The organism is Paraniabella aurantiaca, assembly GCF_050309965.1.
Taxonomy (GTDB): domain Bacteria; phylum Bacteroidota; class Bacteroidia; order Chitinophagales; family Chitinophagaceae; genus Niabella.
Window position 1 is genome coordinate 1,419,290 of the sequence record NZ_JBLOSY010000001.1, and the last position, 21,411, is coordinate 1,440,700.

General features: G+C 41.2%; 18 protein-coding genes. 5 read left to right on the forward strand and 13 right to left on the reverse strand.

Features of this window, described 5'->3' with window-relative positions:
• Positions 1 to 8: 8 nt before the first annotated feature.
• The 3 genes from ACLOAU_RS06080 to gcvT all read right to left on the reverse strand — a co-directional run bounded on the left by ACLOAU_RS06080 (position 9) and on the right by gcvT (position 5,964).
• Positions 9 to 3,770 (reverse strand): DEAD/DEAH box helicase, encoded by a 3,762-nt coding sequence (locus ACLOAU_RS06080; RefSeq protein WP_427860966.1) that lies wholly within the window; start codon positions 3,768 to 3,770, stop codon positions 9 to 11.
• 297 nt (positions 3,771 to 4,067) lie between these two features.
• Positions 4,068 to 4,793 carry a 2-phosphosulfolactate phosphatase gene (locus ACLOAU_RS06085; RefSeq protein ID WP_427860967.1) on the reverse strand — a complete coding sequence of 242 codons (726 nt, stop codon included), beginning with the start codon at positions 4,791 to 4,793 and terminating at the stop codon, positions 4,068 to 4,070.
• Between the two features lie 85 nt (positions 4,794 to 4,878).
• Positions 4,879 to 5,964 (reverse strand): glycine cleavage system aminomethyltransferase GcvT, encoded by a 1,086-nt coding sequence (gene gcvT / locus ACLOAU_RS06090; protein WP_427860968.1) that lies wholly within the window; start codon positions 5,962 to 5,964, stop codon positions 4,879 to 4,881.
• Between the two features lie 229 nt (positions 5,965 to 6,193).
• Here gcvT and ACLOAU_RS06095 point away from each other — a divergent pair, with 229 nt between their 5' ends.
• Both ACLOAU_RS06095 and ACLOAU_RS06100 read left to right on the forward strand, forming a co-directional pair.
• On the forward strand, positions 6,194 to 7,438 hold the full coding sequence (locus ACLOAU_RS06095) for a serine hydrolase (protein WP_427860969.1): 1,245 nt from the start codon (positions 6,194 to 6,196) through the stop codon (positions 7,436 to 7,438).
• A 153-nt stretch (positions 7,439 to 7,591) separates the two neighbouring features.
• Complete coding sequence (locus ACLOAU_RS06100) at positions 7,592 to 8,257, forward strand: sterol desaturase family protein (RefSeq protein WP_427860970.1); 666 nt, start codon at positions 7,592 to 7,594, stop codon at positions 8,255 to 8,257.
• A gap of 165 nt (positions 8,258 to 8,422) precedes the next feature.
• On the opposite strand, the gene ACLOAU_RS06105 is transcribed toward ACLOAU_RS06100, so the two are convergent.
• The 4 genes from ACLOAU_RS06105 to ACLOAU_RS06120 form a co-directional block, all read right to left on the reverse strand.
• Positions 8,423 to 9,211 (reverse strand): TIGR02757 family protein, encoded by a 789-nt coding sequence (locus ACLOAU_RS06105; protein ID WP_427862679.1) that lies wholly within the window; start codon positions 9,209 to 9,211, stop codon positions 8,423 to 8,425.
• A gap of 30 nt (positions 9,212 to 9,241) precedes the next feature.
• On the reverse strand, positions 9,242 to 10,525 hold the full coding sequence (locus ACLOAU_RS06110; protein WP_427860971.1) for a Fic family protein: 1,284 nt from the start codon (positions 10,523 to 10,525) through the stop codon (positions 9,242 to 9,244).
• Between the two features lie 95 nt (positions 10,526 to 10,620).
• Entirely contained in the window at positions 10,621 to 11,271 is a 651-nt protein-coding gene (locus ACLOAU_RS06115; RefSeq protein WP_427860972.1) for a Yip1 family protein, read from the reverse strand.
• A gap of 119 nt (positions 11,272 to 11,390) precedes the next feature.
• The gene (locus ACLOAU_RS06120) at positions 11,391 to 12,530 is read right to left on the reverse strand and encodes a cystathionine gamma-synthase (RefSeq protein ID WP_427860973.1); all 1,140 of its coding nucleotides are present in this window, start codon (positions 12,528 to 12,530) and stop codon (positions 11,391 to 11,393) included.
• A gap of 640 nt (positions 12,531 to 13,170) precedes the next feature.
• Here ACLOAU_RS06120 and ACLOAU_RS06125 point away from each other — a divergent pair.
• Positions 13,171 to 13,623 carry a hypothetical protein gene (locus ACLOAU_RS06125; protein ID WP_427860974.1) on the forward strand — a complete coding sequence of 151 codons (453 nt, stop codon included), beginning with the start codon at positions 13,171 to 13,173 and terminating at the stop codon, positions 13,621 to 13,623.
• A gap of 139 nt (positions 13,624 to 13,762) precedes the next feature.
• Here the strand turns inward: ACLOAU_RS06125 and ACLOAU_RS06130 are convergent, their stop codons facing one another.
• The 4 genes from ACLOAU_RS06130 to ACLOAU_RS06145 are packed head-to-tail and all read right to left on the reverse strand — an operon-like array spanning position 13,763 to position 16,611.
• On the reverse strand, positions 13,763 to 14,422 hold the full coding sequence (locus tag ACLOAU_RS06130; RefSeq protein ID WP_427860975.1) for a DUF2911 domain-containing protein: 660 nt from the start codon (positions 14,420 to 14,422) through the stop codon (positions 13,763 to 13,765).
• A gap of 17 nt (positions 14,423 to 14,439) precedes the next feature.
• The gene (locus tag ACLOAU_RS06135; RefSeq protein ID WP_427860976.1) at positions 14,440 to 15,000 is read right to left on the reverse strand and encodes a DUF2911 domain-containing protein; all 561 of its coding nucleotides are present in this window, start codon (positions 14,998 to 15,000) and stop codon (positions 14,440 to 14,442) included.
• 59 nt (positions 15,001 to 15,059) lie between these two features.
• Positions 15,060 to 15,674 carry an acyl carrier protein phosphodiesterase gene (locus ACLOAU_RS06140; protein WP_427860977.1) on the reverse strand — a complete coding sequence of 205 codons (615 nt, stop codon included), beginning with the start codon at positions 15,672 to 15,674 and terminating at the stop codon, positions 15,060 to 15,062.
• 1 nt (position 15,675) lies between these two features.
• Complete coding sequence (locus ACLOAU_RS06145) at positions 15,676 to 16,611, reverse strand: alpha/beta hydrolase (RefSeq protein WP_427860978.1); 936 nt, start codon at positions 16,609 to 16,611, stop codon at positions 15,676 to 15,678.
• Positions 16,612 to 16,737: 126 nt separating this feature from the next.
• On the opposite strand from ACLOAU_RS06145, the gene ACLOAU_RS06150 reads away from it, so the two are divergent.
• Both ACLOAU_RS06150 and ACLOAU_RS06155 read left to right on the forward strand, forming a co-directional pair.
• Entirely contained in the window at positions 16,738 to 17,712 is a 975-nt protein-coding gene (locus ACLOAU_RS06150) for a deoxyhypusine synthase family protein (RefSeq protein ID WP_427860979.1), read from the forward strand.
• Between the two features lie 156 nt (positions 17,713 to 17,868).
• Positions 17,869 to 18,789, forward strand: a complete 921-nt coding sequence (locus ACLOAU_RS06155) for a hypothetical protein (protein WP_427860980.1) — start codon at positions 17,869 to 17,871, stop codon at positions 18,787 to 18,789.
• Between the two features lie 17 nt (positions 18,790 to 18,806).
• Here ACLOAU_RS06155 and ACLOAU_RS06160 read toward each other — a convergent pair whose 3' ends face one another.
• Positions 18,807 to 20,408 (reverse strand): S41 family peptidase, encoded by a 1,602-nt coding sequence (locus tag ACLOAU_RS06160; protein WP_427860981.1) that lies wholly within the window; start codon positions 20,406 to 20,408, stop codon positions 18,807 to 18,809.
• 64 nt (positions 20,409 to 20,472) lie between these two features.
• A complete protein-coding gene (locus tag ACLOAU_RS06165; protein ID WP_427860982.1) occupies positions 20,473 to 21,294 on the reverse strand; it encodes a helix-turn-helix domain-containing protein in 822 nt (273 codons plus the stop codon).
• Between the last annotated feature and the right edge of the window lie 117 nt (positions 21,295 to 21,411).

Here is a 21,411-nt window from a genome sequence, read left to right on the forward strand (position 1 = left end):
TTAACGATCTAACTAAACAAATACTCTACATCTTCTTTAGTCAGGGACTTCACAAATCCCGACTCGTCGGAGATCAGGTCTTTTGCCAACGCCTTTTTCTTTTCCTGGAGTTTTAATATTTTGTCTTCGATCGTGTCTTTACAGATCATGCGGTAAGCAAAAATATTCTTGGTTTGCCCGATACGGTGTGTACGGTCTATCGCCTGTTGCTCTACTGCCGGGTTCCACCACGGGTCTACGATATACACATAGTCTGCTGCTGTAAGGTTCAAACCTACACCTCCCGCTTTCAATGAAATCAGGAAGACCCGCACTTCATCATTCTTCTGGAAATTCTGTATGGCCTTTTCCCGGTCAGGCGCCGATGTGCTACCATCAAAGTATTCATATTTTACACCTAACTCATCCAGCTTCTGGCGAATCAGTCCGAGCATGCCCAGGAATTGAGAGAACACCAACGCTTTGTGATCACTCATATCTTCTGTGATCTCTCTTCCCAGCTCTTCTATTTTGATAGAATGATTCTCAAAAACATCTTCTTCATTCAAAATGGCCGGGGAGTCGCATATCTGGCGCAGTTTCATCAAACCTTGCAGGATGGTAAGCTGAGATTTACCCAGGCCCTGGTTATCAATAGTACCTAAGATCTTGTCGCGGTAATCGTTCCGGTAGGCATCATAAATACGACGCTGCTCATCACCCATCTCGCACCAAAGGATCATCTCTTGCTTTTCCGGCAAGTCTTTAGCCACCTGCTCTTTGGTACGGCGTAAGATAAACGGATACAAAATCTTTCTCAGGTGCTCTTTTCTTTCCTGCTCTCCTAATTTATCGATTGGGATAGCAAACTCCTGCCTGAAGAACTCCATGCTACCCAACATCCCTGGATTCAGGAAGTTCATCTGGGCATAAATATCGAATGTATTATTCTGTAAAGGCGTACCGCTCATACATAAGCGGTGCTTGGAATTTAACAAGGATGCCGCACGCGTAACCTTACTGGCCGGGTTTTTTATCGCCTGGCTTTCATCCAGCACCAGGTAGTCAAACTTAACATTCAGGAATAGCTTGATATCGCTTCTTAAGGTACCGTAGGTGGTAATCGTAATATCATGCTTCATGATCTCATCGGAGCTCCTTGTTCTGGTGCTACCGTGATGGATACAATAAGTAATGGATGGTGCAAATTTCTTGATCTCATTCTCCCAGTTATAGATCAGCGTGGTAGGACAAACCACCAACGCTTTCATATCGGGGTGATTGTTCTTGTAATGTTGCAGGAAGGATAAAGCCTGTATAGTTTTACCCAAACCCATATCATCGGCCAAAATACCGCCCCAATTGATATGTTGCAGGTAGTTCAGCCACTGAAAGCCTGCTAACTGGTAAGGTCTTAAAATGGGTCGCAGATGCTCAGGTGCATCCACCTCGTAGATCTTTTCAAAATCTTTAAGACGGTTATATTTTTCTTCCAGCTCAAACTGCAGCTCTTCTTCATTCTTTAATTCGAAGAGTTCGTCTATGACGTTCTTATGATACTGGGAAAGTTTTAATTTGTTGTTGGTTCCCTCTCCTACCCTGAATAATAACGCGTATTTCTTTAGCCATTCGTCAGGTAAAATACCCAGGGTTCCATCATTTAGCTGTACATATTGCTGCTTCGCTGCCAATGCCCTTTTTACTTCAGAAATAGATACTTTCTGTTCACCAAACATAATATCCACCTTAGCATCAAACCAATCGGTATTGCTGCTGATGAAGATCTTGGTTTGGGGTTTAGCGGTATTGAAACGGAAGTTACGCAGCGCTTCATGGCCAAATACCGGTACCTGCATTTCCTTCATCGCATCTACAAACAAGAAGAACCAGTTCTCTTTTAATATTTCAACACCTTTTAATGCCAGGGTTCCGTCTTCTTCGTTAATTACAAAGTTAGAGTGCAGGTTTTGCAGCCTTTGTACAAAAGCTTCTTCTTTCTCCTTATTGCGATGAATGGCCAGCACTTTTCCTCCTTCAGGTATCAACATCACCTGTTTACCCGCAGCACTGGTTTCATGTCCTTTGTAAGAGAAAACCGGTCTGAAAACCAGGTAGTCACCTCTTTCTGTTAAAAACAGTTTTACTTCAGGCTCTGCACCTTTCAGGGTTTGTAAAAGCGAAGGGTCGAAATCGGTTTTATAATCCTTAGAAACCGGCAGGATAAACTCATGTAATTTCAATGGCCACTCGTCTAACGACATCGTCATTTTTCCGGTAGCGGTAAAAGGCTGTACCAGTGCTACGGTATCTGCATCCGGCATAGCAAAAAGCTGGTGGTTATACACATACACTAAAGAGGTAGGCGCTTCATTCTCTTCAATCCCATGCACCATTCCACGGGTACGCACCAAACATTCACAGGTAAATTCATCGCCGTTTTTATCTATAAAAAACTCGATCGACGCCGGTGTGTCCATTGCGTCCACCCCTTGAAGATTTTGTGTAATGAACTTTTTACCCGCAGGCAATATAAACGCCAACGGATTCTCCCCACCGTCTGCCAGTAGTTTTTTTATGCGGGGCAATAAATATTCCGTAGCTAATTTTTGCTGCTCTTCATCCAGTTCGCCGGTAAGAGTGGGCTCTTCCAATGAATCGGTAAATGGCGTATTACGTATAATATATTTTTTAAGCTCCGCATCCTGAAGCTTTCGTACGTTGTTTAATAGCGCAACGTCGGCAGGGTCGTAGTTGGCTGTATCGATATATTTAGCAATATCCAGCAATTCTACCTTTCCCGCAAAGCCGCTCTGATCTTCATTGGCCTCACCAATTATGGTGTCTATTGAAAAGTAAGGGTATGTTTTTTTATTAAAGTTAAAAACAAATCCCAGGCGGGTTGCGGGGTGCTGAGCAGCCTCTACCGCAACATCAGCTTCAGGCGCTGTTTCTGTGGCTTGCTGAGCAGCCGCGGGCTTCGGCACCAGGGCTCCAGGAGTATTAACCCTTTTTATTTTTACATCCAATACACGCAAAAAGGGTTTCCCATCTTTAAATACAAATTCAAACTTACCCTTCAGATCGTCGGCCAGTGAATAACCGTAGGCTTCCAGCAGTTTATTTTTTTCAACATCACGGTTACGAATGGTATCAAAATAATCAGCCCCGTGCTGCTTGATCAATTGCATAAAGACCATTACTTTGGGTAAACACAGCGGGAACTCCGTGTCTTCATATTCGCAACTGGTATCAAAATTTCTTTCATCATTTTTACGGATAACTACCGTATAATCTTTATCCGGCAACACCACATTGGCCTTTACCGTTTCATCCTTCGCCGAAATAATTTTTACTTTCTTTTTCTGCAAAAATTTTTCGGCATCATTAAAGCTTTCGCTGCTGCAAAGAGCTCTTAAAGAGCGTAGATCGAAATTGCGCAGTTTAACTACCGTGTGACGTTGATCGTAATACACTTCCTCATCGCCTAATTGTCCTTTATCCAAAAGTTCCTGCAGCTGAAATAAGGAAGCTACTTCGTGTTTGCAAATGTCTCCCAGGTTGTAAGGGCAGGTACAACGTAATGATATCTGTTTGGGATCGCTGTACTTTTGAATGTACACTTTATAGAAGCTACTGTACGTATCATCTTTTACCCGGAAAACGATATTCCCGGTTAGCTTATCAAACTCCACCAGCTCCACGAAACCCAATGCATGGGTTTTCTTTCCGCGCCTGATCACTTCATCTGTTCCGTTGGTATAAACGTGCTTTAAAATATGGGGTAATGCCAAAACTTGTTCTTTTAATTTATAGGGTCGTCTTTAATTGTATTGTACCAGTTCTTCTCTGTACTTTGAATAGCCCGGACCGTCTAAAAACGATCCTTCCGGCAACGCCGTGCAAATGGGACAATCGGCAAAAATAAAAGAAAGATTTCCGCTTTTCCATAGGTTTTGATGAATATTTTATTTCCGGAAAGGAGGTGAAAATAAAGCCGTATCTTTGTAAGTTTTTTTCAAAAAAAATCGCTACTGGTTCTTTCACATTGTACGATACATGTGAAAAACCAGGCTCAGAATTTTTGATGGTTAGCCTCTTACCAGCTTTTCTTCCTGATACAATGGCAATACATCCGCTACGTCAGCCGTAAGGCAAAACTCAATGTCATCAATATAGCCGAAACGGTTGACAAGCCGGTGGTAATGTGTAAGGTTTTCAGCAAACTTTAAAAGATCATACTTATTTTGTGTATAAAGATTATGGGCCATTAACGAGCTGTCGCAATGAATGGTGAAGTGTTCTTTTACGTTGTCGATCACAGCTCCGGCAAATAAGGTGTCTTCTATATTAAAACGGTCTTTCCATCCGGCACAGGCCAGAATAACGTTCTTGTTTTGTTTTACCAGGTAATTGCAAACCGAGCTTAGGTTGGGGAACGAACCGGTAACAATATCATCAGCTCCGTTGGCCAGTGCCATATGCAGTAGCCTGGTGCCATTAGTAGTAGTGAGCACGAGTATTTTATTCTCAATAAAATCTTTGGTGTACTCTAATGGAGAGTTACCATGGCTTAAACCTTCAGCCAGTTTACCATCGCGCTCTCCTGCAGCAATACCACCCACTTCCTGGCTGATTTCTACAGCCCTGGAAACAGCATCCACCGGTACGATATTTTGAGCCCCATTATATAATGCGGCTGCAATAGTAGAAGTAGCACGAAAAACATCGATCACCACTACAACAGTGTCCTTTACATCATATAAATGTAGAAGAGCGGGAGATAAAGATGTAAAAAGAGTGGGTTTTTGAGACATTAGTCAGGGAGTTATTATGCCACGAATGCACGAATAATAGTTTTTATCTTAAATCAAAAAATTCGTACAGCCGTGGTAAAGGTTTTTAAACAAATGGCATTTTAACTATCGTTGCAGCCAATTGCTTATCACGCACTTTTATAAAAATATTAGAGCCTATTGCAGCATTTCCCGTTTGTACGTAGCCCAGGCCAATGGCTTTACCTAAAGTAGGTGACTGGGTGCCCGATGTAACCACACCAATGATATTGCCGGCATCATCTACAATTTCGTAACCGTGGCGGGGAATTCCTTTATCAGCCAGTTCAAAACCCACCAGGCGACGTTTAACGCCTTCTGCTTTTTGCTGCTGTAATAATTCTTTAGCTGTAAAGTCTTTGGTGAATTTGGTAACCCAACCCAGGCCGGCTTCTAAAGGGCTTGTTGTATCGTCCAGGTCATTACCATATAAACTGTAGCCCATTTCCAATCTTAAAGTATCACGGGCAGCCAGGCCAATAGGTTTTAAACCTTTGGGTGTACCTGCTTCAAAAATAGCGTTCCAGATTTTTTCAGCAGCCCCATCTTTATCCTCGAAATAGATCTCTACACCACCTGCCCCGGTATACCCCGTAGCACTTATCAATACATTGGGCACTCCGGCAAAATTTCCTTTTGCAAATGTGTAATATTTGAGGTTTAAGATGTCAATGTCTGTGAGCGGCTGCAAAATAGCAGTTGCCTGCGGGCCCTGTATGGCTAGTAAAGCTGTTTTTTCAGAAATATTGTGCATCTCTACATCATCTGTGTTATGTTGAGAAACCCAGTTCCAGTCTTTATCTATATTGGCAGCATTTACTACCAGCATATAAACATTATTCTCTTCAACACAGTAAACGATCAGATCATCCACAATACCTCCCTGCTCATTGGTAAAAGTGCTATACTGAGCCTGGCCATTCTTTAGTTTAGCTGCATCGTTCGTCGTCACTTTTTGTATCAGGTCTAAGGCATTTTCTCCCTTTAAAATAAACTCGCCCATATGACTCACGTCAAAAACACCTGCATTTTTTCTTACGGTATGATGCTCTTCATTAATACTGCTATAGCTGATCGGCATATTGTAGCCTGCGAATTCGGCCATTTTTGCACCCAGCTCAATGTGTTTCTGTGTAAACGGAGTCTGCTTCATTTGTTTATTTTAATACGTCTGACACCGGACGAACGGCAAAGGAACCCGCATAAAACTATTTAATATAGATTAATGCGTCCTTCATATAACTTTTGCGCGCCAAAGGTAATGGCTATTTGTTATTTGAAATTTCTCCTGTAAGTTTTTATTTGCGCTCAACTCTGTTCACTTTATTTAGTTCACCGAAACATTTCATGTTAGTTTGAAAATTCTGATTTAACTTTTGCTGATGAAAAAGCTTGAACTTACTGGTCTATTCTTCATCTTTTTTACAATGGTACAGGCACAAATAAAAAATAGTCAATGGCTCGACGATCAACTTAGATCTAATGCATCCCCATTATTAACTGATGTTTTGAATCAGCCTGATACATTCAAATACCAAATCATTTATACTAAAATAGACCGGGACAGAAAAAATTCGCCGAAATTCACCAGTTTTTACCTCAACGTTGACGATAATTCGTATTTCTATCCGGCCTCTATGGTAAAGCTGCCTACTGCTTTAGCCGCCCTCGAAAAAATAAACTCTTTAAAAGATAAGGGGATTGATAAGTACACTGCAATGCTCACCGATAGCAGTTACGAGGGTCAAACCTCAGTTAGCACTGATACCACGGCAGCAACCGGACTGCCATCTATCGATCACTATATAAAAAAAATATTCGTGGTGAGCGATAATGATGCTTATAATCGCTTGTATGAGTTTTGCGGTCAGCAATATTTAAATGAGACGCTTTGGAAAAAAGACTACAAAAACATGCGCATTACCCGACGGTTTGTAAAAATGACCGCAGAAGAAAATCGTCATACCAACGCTATTCGTTTTCAAAAAGATGGAAGAACCATTTATACACAAGAACCTGCTACCAGTAATGCAGTTTTTGACTTTAGCAGGAAAATACTAATCGGTAAAGCGCACCTCGACCAGGACGATAAGCTCGTAAATGCGCCCTATGATTTTACAGCTCACAACAAAGCAACACTAAGCGATTTACAGCAAATGATGCAGTCTGTTTTATTTCCAGGTTCAGTTCCTAAAAGCCGGCAATTTAATCTTACTGAAGATGACTATAAGAATCTTTACAGGTACATGTCGGAAAAGCCCGCTGAAAGCCGTTTTCCCCGATATGATACAAGTGAGTTTTTTGAAAGCTACACTAAGTTTTTTTTCTTTAAAGATGGAAAACAAAAGATACCCGGTTATATCCGCAGTTTCAATAAAACAGGTTGGAGTCATGGCTTCCTGACAGATGTTTGCTACATCGTTGATTTTAAAAACAATGTTGAATTTATGCTAAGTGCCTGCATTTATGTAAACCAAGACCAGGTGCTTAACGATAACAAATATGAGTATATAGAAACGGGTTATCCTTTTTTCAGGGAGGTGGGAGAAAAAATTTATAACTACGAATTGAAAAGAAAAAGAAAAGTAGCGCCCGATCTTAGCCAATGGAAACTGACATATGATTAAAAAGTTTTTAATGCCGGTTTCAAAACTTTTTAATTCATTTATTTGTTTTGAACTCATTGATTTGCATCATTTTTGTTAGCAATACCGGTGTGTATCATGATTTGAGACGCCTGGCGTTTTGAGCATTTTTCAATTTTATTTTATTTTTACCGCATGAAGTTTGAAAAGATCCATAATAAAGGACAGGCAAGACTTTTTAAGAACGATTACCTGGAGATGCTGACGAAAACACATCCCCTGGTTATTTGGGGCATTTATATTCCCATTATTTCTTACCTATTGTATTATAGCGCAACCACTCTTAATTTTTCGGTAGGGTATGTATTTCTTATTTTCTTCTGTGGTATTTTTTTCTGGTCGTTTTTTGAATATATCGCGCACCGTTTTATTTTTCACTGGGTTAGTGACAATCCAACGGCGAAAAAGATAGCTTATGTAATGCATGGCAATCACCATCATTATCCCCGAGACAGGCAGCGCTTGTTTATGCCACCTGTTCCCAGTATCATTATTGCCTCTGTTTTATTCAGCATTTTTTATCTTATCCTGGGGCGTCACGGATTTATGTTTTTTCCAGGGTTTATGCTGGGCTACCTGATGTATGGTACAATGCATTATGCTATACATGCCTGGAATCCGCCCTTTAAATGGATGAAAGGTCTTTGGCGCAATCACCATTTACATCATTATAAAGATGAGCATAAAGGATTTGGTGTTAGCAGTACTATCTGGGATCATGTATTTGGTACCATGTTCGATCTTAAAAAGGAAAAAGATGACAAAGAGAAGGTACAGGAACTGATGTTTGGAAAGAAGTAAATTTATTTTTAGTAACTTATTTAATCCCGGCTTAAGCTGGGATTTTTTTTACAAGATTGGTTATGCTGTTCACCGCATCAATTCGCTTTAAAAAATACTTTGTCCAAAAAGCAAAATTAAAAACATGCTCTTTATAATCAATAGTAATCAGTAGGCTTGTCTTTCCTAAAACTTTTCTACCACTCCCAAACCAAACAACGCAAAATCATACTTTACCGGGTCTTTTGCATCCAGCAATTTAAGGTTTTGGGTAAGCTCTTTCGCCGCCAACCAGTCGTTACCTGGCCGCTGCAACAAGTTAAAATGTTTGGCTACGCGGGCTACATGTACATCCAGCGGACAAACCAATTGTGAGGGCTTTATGGTTTTCCAGATACCAAAGTCGACCCCTTTGGCATTGCTTCGCACCATCCAGCGCAAAAACATATTAAGCCGTTTGCAGGCCGATTTTTTAAACGGCGTGGCAATATGTTTCCTGGTACGCCTGGGGTAATCGGGGAAAGTTTCCTCGTCAAAAAAAGAATTATAGAAACTTACCAGCGCCGGCTCTGTATCTGAATCGTTTTTTTTGAGATATTTTGAAAAAGCTGTTTCAAGCGATAATGTGCCTGAAGTTTTATAATGGTATTGCAGGAAACCGAGAAAATGAAACAGGTCGGTTGCATTAAAAGTGCGGTGGGCGAAGCCCAGAAACGGCTTCAGGTCCTGCTCTTCAAAGTTCCGTATAAAATCGTAGGGTGCATGGTCCATCCCCGCTAAAAGCCGGTTGCAGGAGCTGATGATACTTTTACGATTACCCCAGGCCAGTATGGCAGCAAAAAAGCCGGCTATTTCAATATCCTGTTTTTTAGAAAACCGGTGCGGTACACAAATGGGGTCATCCTTTATAAAATCAGGTTTTTCGTATTGTACTACCTTTTTATCCAGGAACTCTTTTAATTCTCCTTCAATCATCTTCAAGATCACCTTTTATTTTGTCGCACTTCAGAGTGCCTGTATGGTTGTTAGTTGTTCATCAAAACCTTCATCTTTTACAAAAGCATAGGTTTTTTTATTGATGTGGTAGTATTTGATCCACCCCTTTTCAACCAGGGCGGTGAGATCGGTACGTGCAGTTTCTTTAGATACCCCATAAACCGAGCGCAGTTCACGTATGGTCACCACTTTTGTGCCATCTTCTTTCAGCCATTGTAAAACAGTAGTTTGTCTTTCGTTATAGCCCGGAATTTTTTGTATCGGCTTTTCTACTTTTTCTTTGTTGATCCGCAAAGCAAAGTCCCGCAGCGATTTAAAGGCCATTTGTACAGACTGTATATAAAACTGGATAAAATATCCTGCGTTGTTATCATCAGTCTGTGCCTGTGAAAAAGCTTTGTGGTACTGTTGTCTGAATTTCGAAATGACATTCGATACAGACATAAACTCTGCTACCCAATATCCTTTTTTCAACAGATACATTTGTGCCAGCAACCTCGCGATACGGCCATTGCCATCTTTAAAAGGCCGCGCTGATGTAATAACATAGTGCATCAGACAGGCTTTTACCAACGGATGTATAAAGTACGGCTCTGTATCATTATTATAAAGCTCTATTAGTTGTTCAACTATGGACGGGATATATACTACATCAACCGGTTTATATCCCGCAGACACATCTACCGCAGAAAGATCTGTCTTATTGTTAGTGCGGTACTGCCCTATTCCTTTAAGTTTTATTGTATCCCTGGTTAATGTTTGATGTAATTGAAGCAGCAGATCCACAGACAGGTTATCTTCCTTCCTGGTGTAAGCCAATTGCAAGGCCCTGTATATATTTACGCAAACCTGCTCATTTATATCCTGAGGCGCACGCTTTTTAAGCAGCATTTCTTTGGCTGCTTTTTTAGAGACCGCCACACCGGCCAATTGTGCCGAGGTGATGCTCTCGTCGAGGAGGGCATTTGTTTTATGCCGGTGAATATGTTTGGGCTCCAGCAACACCTGTAAATCGCGTCCGCCTGCCAGTCCGATATCCAACTTGTGTAATTGTGCTTCTAAACTGTTGCTGATCCACCATTTGATGTTAAACGAAGAAAAAGACAAGCGACGGTAAAAACCCTGTTCCCTTTCAGCCAGCACTTTTGCCCAGATCTCCATCCTGTTATCCGGTTCGGGTAGCTGCATGTCTTTAAACTTATCCCAATGAACATAATTGTTATTGAGATCAGAGATCAGTTTTCGTAAAGTGTTGTTAAAGTTGTTCTGGTTCAACTGCTCTATATTTTGCATAAAACCGGCAAATTTTGGCGAATATAGTTATTTTAGCCCATCAAACTCATCACGGATTATCAAGGAGAGCCCGGTTTTGTCCTGCCTAGTAGTTGTTACTTAGATACTAAAATGCCTAAAAGAAAAAGAGGCAGGAAAATGATAAAAATGGGAAGGAGTAAATTCAAAATAGATTTTCCTATGGAAAACTGTTGTGCTTCGGCAACCCCGATAATAAGCAGTACCACTGTCCATACCCCTAAAATCGCTTCTATAATAAGCGCACCGTAAAACAGTATATTTGAAGAGACTCCGGCGCTAATAATATCCCCATCTGTTTTAAATATTTCAACTCCATAAATACTTAATTCAGGAACCAGAAGGATAAGTGAAAGTATCGACGGTATGTATGCATAAGCCATAACGCTTAAAATAGATTTTGGATCGCCCTGCCCCCTTAGCCATTTGCCTGTCCAGTTAATTAAACTTGCATAAATACTGGAAACACACCATCCAACCACCCCTCCCACAAAAACGCACAGGCCTATTATAGCCCAAAGTGACATTGTATCCCCCATACTCTTATCAGCCGCCTTGTTAAAAGCCCTTGATACACCAGCCAGTATTAATAGCGCCGTTACATATTTATCATAATTTCGATAGAGGATGTATTTAAAAACCTCACGCGGTGAAAACCAGATCTTTAAAAAAATTTCTCTGTCGGTTAAATACTGGTATTGTTCCCTCTCGTCAAAAATGCTTTCCATAGTGTTACCGGTTTATTGTTTTTAATAATACATGGCTTTATGATAAATGCCTGGTATTTATCATAAAGCCTGGTTACCTGCGCCTTCTTTCAGGATTTTGAGTGATGCGCCATTATGTTCTACCCTATTGCCTGCTTTAAATCATCTATAAGGTCGTCAGCATCTTCGATCCCAATACTTAACCGGATCAGCGAATCGCTGAGCCCGTTTTTTATTCGTTCTTCGCGCGGTACAGATGCATGGGTCATGGTTGCGGGATGATTGATCAGCGACTCCACGCCCCCGAGGCTCTCTGCCAGTGCTATGATCCGGGTTCCTTTTAGAACCTTTACTGCAGCATCGATCGACTCATCGGCCAGCTCAAAACTCATCATACCTCCGAAATCGCGCATCTGTTTTTGGGCAACGGGATAACCAACACTATTCTCAAATCCACACCAGTATACTTTTTTTACTTTAGGGTGCCCCGCAAGGAACTCAGCTATCTTTCTGCCGTTTTCGCAATGGCGCTGCATACGCACATGCAAAGTTTTGATACCTCTTAAAACCAGGAAACAATCCAGGGGACCAGGTACTGCTCCACTGCTTTTTTGAATGAAAAACAGTTTCTCCCGCAGTTCATCATCATTCATCATCAGGGCGCCCATAATGACATCGCTATGGCCACCCAGGTATTTGGTTGCCGAATGCATAACAATATCGGCGCCCAGGTCTAAAGGATTCTGGAGGTAAGGCGAAGCAAATGTGTTATCGACCACCAATAAAGCCTTTGCCTTTTTTGCTATGACGGCAGCAGCTTCAATATCGGTAATATTCATCAATGGATTCGTTGGAGTTTCTACCCATATCATTTTTGTTTGACCGGTTATAGCAGCACTGATATTCTCTGTTTTTGTTGTGTCGATATAGATAAATTTTATACCGAAATCGGCCCATAATTTGGAAAATAGCCGGTAAGTACCTCCATACATATCGTTTGCGGCAATTACTTCATCCCCCGGTTTTAGTAAACGGATCACCGCGTCGGTTGCAGCCACCCCACTGCTAAAAGCCAAGCCATGCTTCGCATTTTCAAGCGCGGCAAAAGCATTTTCCAATGCAGTACGTGTCGGATTTCCCGCACGCGAATAGTCATAACCCTTGTGCTCATTGGGGCCCGTTTGTACATAGGTGGAGGTTTGAAAAATCGGTGTCATTATAGCGCCTGTCGACGGATCCGGCTCCACTCCTGCGTGGATGATCTTGGTATTTAGTTTCATTCGTATATCTTTTATTTTTTAATTGGGTCGAATGGAACTTCGCACATACATCTCCCTGTGTGAGAAAAATTTATCATGCTCCGTTTCATTTATTTTTCTTTTTGTGTAGACTGGAATGGAAGAACCAATTATTGCAAGGTAAAAATAAAATGATGAACCGGCTGCAGTTATTAAACTCCTTTTTGCTGGCATCCAAAATGACCATGACCATTAAGGACGGGCCCAACACTTGCTTGATCTCAATCAATCTATGAAAATCTTCGTAGTTGTTTGCCGTTCGTCCTAAAAAGCCGTGTTGTGATTGCAAAACCATTGACAATCAGTTTACCGCTTAAACGATTTTTCGACCTTTCATTGATAATTTTCAATCAATTTGCAGATTCGTTAAAATTATTTAACACAAAAACCCTCGCCGTTGATCAATATTCACTTGCCAAAGCGCTGTCGCTGCGGATATCTTTACCCTGTTGAAGCGCAGATTATGAGAGATGGGGGTTGCATCATGAAGGTGAGGTTCACGGCAGAAAATCCGTCATTCACCGGAGTTTTAAGTACCGTTTACCCATAACCACTAGATAGAAGGCATTAACCCAGCGTATGTTTGTGAAACAATAACTCTAAATAATTAAAACTTAATAAAATGAAAAACTTAGTTCTCTTCGCCGCTTTTATCTTAGCAATGGCCGGCAGTGCATCTGCCAGCTCAGTTGAGCCAGCTAATGAATACGTGCTCAAAACATTTGGCCAGATCTTTAAAGAAGCCAATAATGTAAGCTGGACGAATACGGGAAATCATTTTGAAGCCTATTTTGTAGGTGAGAACAACATAAAAACCCGTGCTTTACTGGACGTGAAAGGCAATTTGGTACAAACTATCCGCTACTATAAAGAAGATGATTTACCATCAAATGTACTTTATGCTATAAAAAAAGAATTCAAGGATAAAGACATTTGGGGCGTTACAGAAGTGTCGAACAAAAATGGTGTCAACTACAGGATCGTTTTAAAAGATGACAAAAACTACACACATGTTAATGCCAATAGTATGGGCGAAACAGAAGTAGTATCAAGATATAAAAGGGGTGACAAATAGGCTTCGGCAAGCTCCCCGCAGGTTTGAAGAACTCCTTTGGAGAGTCCTTCGGACAACCTGACAATAAGCTGATTTAAATTTTTCTCATGTAAAACAACGGAGGGGGTATTCTTATCTTCTCCCTTTTTTTTAAAGGGTACTATATTTTAACCGGAAGTTTCACCAAAGCATCATCCCAGGCAATAATAAGATTGGCACCTGTATCAGATTTTTCAAATACCATTGTGAAATATTCCATTATCGGGTTGTAGTAGCTAACCGGCACTTCAACTCTTACCAGGTCTTTTGATACATCCTGCTTCAAACCCCATAAATCCAGATCGTTATTAATAGCAATCGTCCAGTAGCCGGCCTTGGGAATGGCGTACAAAGTATACCTGCCAACGGGTAGTTTTTTATCGCCAATAGTAACCGGCTGAAAAACATCTAATTCGGTTGCTTCATTGGCTCCCAGTCTCCAGGTTTGACCATATTTCAGGATCTCTTCAAATAGTTTACGGCCCTGCAAATGAGGGCGGCTGTAAATAACCCTCATTACAGGTGGAGGCACCGTTGGATCAGCAATTTTCTGTTGCGGATATTTAGTTGGGAAGTAGCTCATATCCATCGGGGATATATCTACATCTGCATAAATATTATTATCCTCAATAACCGGAGTTATCGGAGTAGAAGTAGCGCTGGTGTCGCCAGCGCGTTGAGTTGGGGCTGTAGTAGCGGAGGTTGATGGTTTTTCTTTACAACTAACAAAAACACTTAATATGAAGGAGGATGCAAATAAGCACTTACGAAATAGAGACATGTAATGGAGATAATAAATTAAAATGAAATAGGTAAGGTTGCAGAGACTGTATCCCAGCCGGCAACCAGGTTTACGCCGGTACCCGATTTTTCCAGGTCGATGGTTAACGACTCAATGGGTTTCTCCAGTTTTTCAATAAGGGCTGTTACCCGACAAACATCTTTGGCTGGATCGTATTTAAATGCGCCCCAGGTATCGGTTTCTTTATTGATAATGAAGGTCCAGTTCTTTTCGCCAACCAGAGCATATAAGGTATACCGGCCGGCCGGCACTTTTTTGCCCCCGATTTTGGCATCGGTAAAAAGATCCAGTTCGGTAGCTTCGTTAGCACCCAGTCGCCATACTTTACCGTAAGGAACTATTTCAGAACCAAATATCTGGCGGTTACCTTTATTAGGACGGCTGTAAATAATCCTGAGCCTCAGCGGTTCTTTTGTTCCTTTTACCTTCTGCGACGGATAATCAATAGGAAAGTAAACCTGGTCAAGAGGAGACTTATCTACAGGTGCCCATTGCTGGGCCATTGCAAACTGTGAGCCGGCAATAATGCTGGCTGCCAGAAACATCCATTTTTTCATCTTCTTTTTTTATTTGGCGATCTTCTTCAATATAATGCAAAGCTCCGGGCTTTTGCTGTTTATTCGGGCAAAGTTCGGTTATCTGACAATAACAGGTTCATTTTATTGAAAGCAAAAAAACGGATATCCTCCCAAAACTCATTAAAACAGCTTTGCAGAAAACTGTAATGCTGATCAAATATTCTGATTGCCGGGGTGCTATCCTGCAAATATGCCGCTCTTCTTACTAAACCCCCAAAACTTTGATAAATACCGGGTAAGGTTCTGTATCCATATAACCAGTTTTGCGACTGCATGTAAAAAAACATCCGTTCAAACGCGGAAGGCATTACGGCCATTTGCTTTTCTAATTGCTTATAAGTTGTTTGAGAAAAATCGAATAAAGCGCCTTCATCTGCAAAAGCCGTTTGCTCTATAGCCAGAAAATGATCATATACAACGTCTATAAATGCACCGCTGTACAACCTGTATGCTGTTTTGAAAACCGATTTGGCTTTTTGCGTTACAGGATGGGTATCGGTAAAATCGTCTATGGCCCGGTGTAATAAAATACCTTTATGAACAACCGGCGGATAGAGAAATTGTTTTTTACCTTTTACAAAATCACTGATCATATTCCCCAGCAGAATCTCGTCGTTACCAAATGACAGGTATGCATGAGCCAGATAATTCATATTACTTCTTTATAAACGTTACCATATCGGCTACCAGCTGCGGCACAATTGGTAACGCCGGTTGTGTGTAAGTGGCCCTGTCTTCAGCAAAATTTCCGGGAGATTTTTTTAATACGTGATTCATGCCGGGAATGATCGAAAACCCTGCCCCGGGATTGCAGGCGTATAACTCTTCTCCCTCACTTTGTTGTACCTGATAGTCTTGCGAACCTTGTACAATTAACACCGGCACCTTTATTTTTTTTATTTCTGCACAGGGACTGTATTTCATCCAGGAAACCATGTAGGGTTGAATACTGGGCCGAAACAGAGAAGATAATAACGGCGGTACGGAGTCGATTTTTTCTCCCTTCTTGAGTCTTTTAAAAAGCGAGTCTGCCGCAGGGGCTAAAACCGGAGCCTGCTGCTCCAGTTGCCAGTTGATGATCTGGTCGATGGATTTTGCTGGACCTGCAATGGAAATATATTTACTGACCTTTACTTTTTGTGCTGCGACCATTGCTATAAGTGATCCCTCGCTATGCCCCGCCAGTACCAGCTTCTGAACTCTTTTATCCTTTTTTAATAGCGCTGCCCAGTCTTCCAGGTCCTTTATAAAATCATCAAAAACTAATTTCGATTCATCCTTTCCTGCATTTTTGCTTGCGGCAATACCCCGCTTATCAATAAGCAGGGTTGCTATATTATTTTTTGCCAGTTCATGAGCCAGCATCCAATAGCTATCTGCATTTACTCCCAACGGGTTGTTTCCTCTTCTGTCGGTTGGACCAGACCCTGCCTGTAATATCACCAGATCGAACCGGGGCCGATTGGCGGGCACGATCAAACTTCCATAAAGATCCCCGGTTGCTGTGTGCAGGGTTACCGGCTCTTCATTTTGTGCGGATAATACGTGATTAAAAAGGAAAAAAGTGAAAAGCATCAACAGTCTGTACATAGGGGTCTTATTAAGCCAGTAAGTTAAGAAAAGAATAACCTTTCTTCAATATCAAAATTAGATATTTTTGCGGTCCGCAATGTCTCACGCTTTTGTGATCTGAAGGCGAATCAAAAGTTTTGAATCATGAACAAAGGACCCGTTTCAAATTTTATTCAGCATCATTACCGTCATTTTAATGCCGCCGCATTAATGGACGCGGCAAAGGGCTATGAAACCCATTTGCTGGAAGGTGGTAAAATGATGGTGACATTGGCCGGAGCTATGAGTACCGCAGAGTTGGGTATTTCGCTTGCTGAGATGATCCGCCAGGATAAAGTACATATTATTAGCTGTACCGGAGCCAACCTGGAAGAAGATGTAATGAACCTGGTGGCACATAGCCACTATAAAAGAGTTCCCAATTACCGCGATCTGACACCACAGGAAGAATGGGATTTACTGGAAAATCATTATAACAGGGTTACAGATACCTGCATCCCCGAAGAAGAAGCATTCCGCCGTTTACAAAAGCACCTGGTAAAACAATGGAATGATGCTGAAGCAAAAGGCGAGCGTTACTTCCCCCACGAATTTTTATATAAGACGGTTTTAAGCGGAGAGCTGGAGCAGTATTATGAAATTGATCCGAAAGATAGCTGGATCGTTGCCGCTGCGGAAAAAAATCTGCCGATCGTTTGCCCCGGTTGGGAAGACAGTACTACCGGTAATATTTTTGCCAGCTACGTGGTAAAGGGTGAACTGCAGGCCTCTACTGTTAAAAGCGGTATCGAATATATGGTTTGGCTTACCGAGTGGTACCGTAATAATTCATCGGGAAAAGGTGTAGGCTTCTTCCAGATCGGTGGTGGTATTGCCGGAGATTTCCCTATTTGCGTAGTTCCGATGATGTACCAGGACCTGGAATGGCATGATGTACCTTTCTGGAGCTATTTCTGCCAGATCAGCGATAGTACTACTTCGTATGGCTCTTATAGCGGCGCTGTACCTAATGAAAAAATTACCTGGGGAAAACTTGATATTCATACCCCTAAGTTTATTGTGGAAAGCGATGCTACCATTGTTGCTCCATTAATGTTTGCCTGGATACTGGGCTGGTAAATTGTAACTATTTCTACATTATAACATGAAGGCCTTGCCGGCATCCCTGGATGTTCGCAAGGCCTTCATTAATTTTATAAGAACTTATTACAATTTTACAATATATCCCCGTTGTCAATTACCTTTGCTACCATTACTAACTCAAAAAAAACTGCTATGAAAAAGCTAACTATTAGTATGGGGTTGTGCCTCTCCTTTTTTGTCACCTTTGCACAGGAAAGAAAGCTTGAAACGAGGGATGAACGAAAAACGGATAAATCAATCGAAATTTCTTATACCAAAACAGAGCCGGGATATTATACCGTGGTGCTGAATTTTAGCGAGCTCTCTAATACATCAAGACCACAGGAAATCATCAGTGTTAGTGCAAATAGTGGTACCCTGTTGACGTTAAAGCCTACAGACCCTAACCAACACATTAACTATAGATATCGTTACCAGTATGTAAGGGGTAAGTATAAACCCAGACTTAATGCAGATTTTTGTTATTTGCTACCCTATGCCCAGGGCACCAAGTGCGAGGTAATGGAGGCCGGGTATGCTAACCAGAAATATTTCGGAGCGGAGAAGCCCGCCGATTGGAAGAGTTACTTTTTCTATACAGGAAAAGAAGAATTGGTAACGGCAATAAGAAAAGGGCTTGTTGTTGAAATTGTGGACGAGTTTGAAACGCGCGAAAATGTAGAATTTACGACCAGCCAGAATGCTGTGATTGTAGAACATGAAGACGGTACATTGGTGAGATATCTTGGGTTTAAAAAAGGCTCCCTCAAAGTTGAAGCAGGCGACCAGGTTTTCCCGAATACCCCGTTGGGCTTGAACACCTTTCGCTCAAAAGATCGTTTTGGCATTAGCATATTCATGTATTATCTAAGTTCTTTAGACTTTGAAAGTCTGAAGAACCAAACCCTGGTAAAACAAAAAAGCCTGTATGCTATTCTTACCCCTAAATTTATAACAGAGAATAACCAGTGCATGGTGCTGGAAAACAGGAAAACTTATACAGCATATTCAAGCAAAGAAATTGTAACAAAGGAAATGAGTAAAAGGGAATTGAAAAAGTACAACGGAAAATAATGATCGGTGTTTTATAGTTATGGCTTTCGTAATTCTTTGAGTGCTGCCTCCAGCTGTGTATCTATTCCTTTTCTTATGTCAGAAACGGTAGGTAAAACAACGATGTCGGGTGCAATTCCTTTACCCACAAAATCGCTCCCATCAGGATATTGATCTCTTTTGGTGCAAACACGCGCGCTTAATCCACCTGGTAATTGAAACCCTAATGGCTGGCCGGTGCTGCCTCCCGAAGGCTCCCCTATAATTAATCCCCTGTTTAAAGATTTAAATGCAGCAGCAAAATCTTCGGCTGCAGAAAATGTTCTGGCGCTTATCAGCAATATAACCGGTTTAGAGAATAGCTGGTCTTTTACCGGCCCTATACCATTGGTATTGCCCCATGTACCTTGCAATTGACCCCATGCCCTGAACGAAGCGTTGTATTGTCTTGTATACATTTTATGAATAAGTTGGGGCTCACGGATCAGGTATCTTAATATCTGCCAATCGGAACTACCACCTCCATTATTTCTCAGGTCGATTATCAACGCTTTTGACTGTGAGATCTCCGGGTATTTTTCTTTAAATACCTTTGACCCCGTATCTGTAGCAAATGAATTGATAGCAAGGTAGCTGACATTTCCGGGTAGTATTTTATACTCAACCGGAGCACTGCCCAATTTTTTACTTCGCTCCGATGGGCTTACACGCGAAATCGTTTGATCAGTGATGCTTCCCTTAAAATCTCTAAGCGTTAAATGAATTGGCTGTTTAACAGACCCGGCCAGCAAGGCGTAATCAAAACTACGAACAGCCAGATCCTGGGGTGTAGAGGCACTTTCGTAAGGAGTGATCAACTTTGCTGCATATTCTTTAACCGGTATATTATTGATAGTTAAAACCTCCATTCCAACTTTTAAGCCTTTGTTTTGCATTTCCGGATCTGATTGTAAAATCAGTACCTTGTCTTCAATTAACCTGGTACGAATAAGTGGTCGGGCGTAAACGTCTTCAACCAACTCTTTGGGTGCTATAATATTTGTGTGACCATCCTTTAACCGGCCGCACATTTCCATTAGCATTTTATAGTATTCAAGGGTAGATTTTGTATTTTTTACTTTTGGCAAATACTCAAAGTATAAAGAGTCAATATTAACGTTGGGAACCAAATCGAAGTTGACAAAATTATATTTAGCCTCAGACCAGAACCGGGACAGCCCTGCAACCTTTTCCACCTCGGAAAGATCATCCCGATATGCGGTTTTAAAGAATTTAGAGTCCCAGAACTCAGGCCTATTAAAAAACAGCTCGTTCTCCTTTGTTTTTGTTGTTTCTCTTTCCTGTATCCTCTGCAGTAATAGCGTCCAATCTTTTTCATTATGCAAAGATTTTAGATCGCTGTCTTCGAGCATGGTCTTTGAATTATTGAAGCCGTCATCTATTGCTTTATTTAAGTAGTTCAGTGCGAGTTTTTTATTGCCTGCTAACGCAAAGTAGCAGGCTGTGTTATAAAGAGATATTTCGAAGGCGCCTTCTTCCAATTTTTTTTCGAGCTCTTTTGCAGATATTGACGCCTCTGGTTGCGCAAACGCTACAATATGGGTACATACAGATATCGCTAATAGTAACAATTTTTTCATGTGTTATTTTTAAGTGCAAAATATAATATCGGCGTTGCACGAAATTGTAAAAAACAGACAGGGATCAGGATTGAAGGGAAACCAATACATTGTCTTCGATACAATGCAGCGAACTATGAAGTTGCCTTGGTGTCATCCCGGTAAACAACCTGATCTCTTTTATAAAATGGCTTTGGTCATAGTAGTTGCATTCATGAGCAATCCCGGTAAAAGATATTCTTTCTTTTTGCAGCATCCACAAAGCTTTCCGGAATCTTATCATTTTCATATAATCTTTGGGGAGAAGATCAAAATAGCGCTGAAAGGTTCGGCTTATTCTCTTCTCTGAGCATTGGATCGTTTTTGTTATTGACGCCAGGTTAAACTGCTTATCGCTATGCATGTAATAAAGGCATTGCTCCACGAAGGGGTTTTCAAACTCAATGATCCTGGATAATAAAAACTTTTCGATCATTGACCCGCGCTTTTTTAAGTCAACTGTATCCAATATGGTTTCAAAAAAAGCAGTTCCTTCTATTCCCCAAAGCTCATGAAGCAGGTTCTCCCCGAGTACATAGGTTTTAAGTGGTTCTTTAAAAAAATGGTAATATCCCAATGGAGTAAAGTCAATACAGATTTCATCAAAAAAACCGTCTACCTGGAAATGATGAGGTAGAGAATAGAGTCCGGATAAATAGGACTGAACACCTCCTTTACAATGAAACCTCTTAATATTCCTGTCACCACCTATCAGCTCTTTTTCCTTAGTAATACCCAGGCAAATATTGTTATTTGCATAAGAAGTGATTACCGTTGCTTGATTTGCATTATCAGAGTAATTGAACAGAATGTATTGTACAAACCTTGCAAGACCCGGATGCTTTATTTTATAGGTACTAAATTTCATAACGGCAGTGACTATTTTAGGTTTCGTGAAGTTAAAACTAAAAGGGACGCTTATCGCGTCCCTTTGTTGTTATGATGGGTTTCGGTTTCTTTGATCTTTATTAGAAGACCAACCGTA

Bases quoted from the DNA above. Each gene is read 5' to 3' on its own strand.
- ACLOAU_RS06155 (WP_427860980.1), top strand. From the start codon at position 17,869: ATGAAAAAGCTAACTATTAGTATGGGGTTGTGCCTCTCCTTTTTTGTC.
- ACLOAU_RS06100 (WP_427860970.1), top strand. From the start codon at position 7,592: ATGAAGTTTGAAAAGATCCATAATAAAGGACAGGCAAGACTTTTTAAG.
- ACLOAU_RS06130 (WP_427860975.1), bottom strand. From the start codon at position 14,422: ATGTCTCTATTTCGTAAGTGCTTATTTGCATCCTCCTTCATATTAAGT.
- ACLOAU_RS06160 (WP_427860981.1), bottom strand. From the start codon at position 20,408: ATGAAAAAATTGTTACTATTAGCGATATCTGTATGTACCCATATTGTA.
- ACLOAU_RS06095 (WP_427860969.1), top strand. From the start codon at position 6,194: ATGAAAAAGCTTGAACTTACTGGTCTATTCTTCATCTTTTTTACAATG.
- ACLOAU_RS06165 (WP_427860982.1), bottom strand. From the start codon at position 21,294: ATGAAATTTAGTACCTATAAAATAAAGCATCCGGGTCTTGCAAGGTTT.
- ACLOAU_RS06110 (WP_427860971.1), bottom strand. From the start codon at position 10,525: ATGCAAAATATAGAGCAGTTGAACCAGAACAACTTTAACAACACTTTA.
- ACLOAU_RS06145 (WP_427860978.1), bottom strand. From the start codon at position 16,611: ATGTACAGACTGTTGATGCTTTTCACTTTTTTCCTTTTTAATCACGTA.
- ACLOAU_RS06150 (WP_427860979.1), top strand. From the start codon at position 16,738: ATGAACAAAGGACCCGTTTCAAATTTTATTCAGCATCATTACCGTCAT.
- ACLOAU_RS06105 (WP_427862679.1), bottom strand. From the start codon at position 9,211: ATGATTGAAGGAGAATTAAAAGAGTTCCTGGATAAAAAGGTAGTACAA.
- ACLOAU_RS06140 (WP_427860977.1), bottom strand. From the start codon at position 15,674: ATGAATTATCTGGCTCATGCATACCTGTCATTTGGTAACGACGAGATT.
- ACLOAU_RS06115 (WP_427860972.1), bottom strand. From the start codon at position 11,271: ATGGAAAGCATTTTTGACGAGAGGGAACAATACCAGTATTTAACCGAC.
- ACLOAU_RS06135 (WP_427860976.1), bottom strand. From the start codon at position 15,000: ATGAAAAAATGGATGTTTCTGGCAGCCAGCATTATTGCCGGCTCACAG.
- ACLOAU_RS06085 (WP_427860967.1), bottom strand. From the start codon at position 4,793: ATGTCTCAAAAACCCACTCTTTTTACATCTTTATCTCCCGCTCTTCTA.
- ACLOAU_RS06120 (WP_427860973.1), bottom strand. From the start codon at position 12,530: ATGAAACTAAATACCAAGATCATCCACGCAGGAGTGGAGCCGGATCCG.
- ACLOAU_RS06125 (WP_427860974.1), top strand. From the start codon at position 13,171: ATGAAAAACTTAGTTCTCTTCGCCGCTTTTATCTTAGCAATGGCCGGC.
- gcvT (WP_427860968.1), bottom strand. From the start codon at position 5,964: ATGAAGCAGACTCCGTTTACACAGAAACACATTGAGCTGGGTGCAAAA.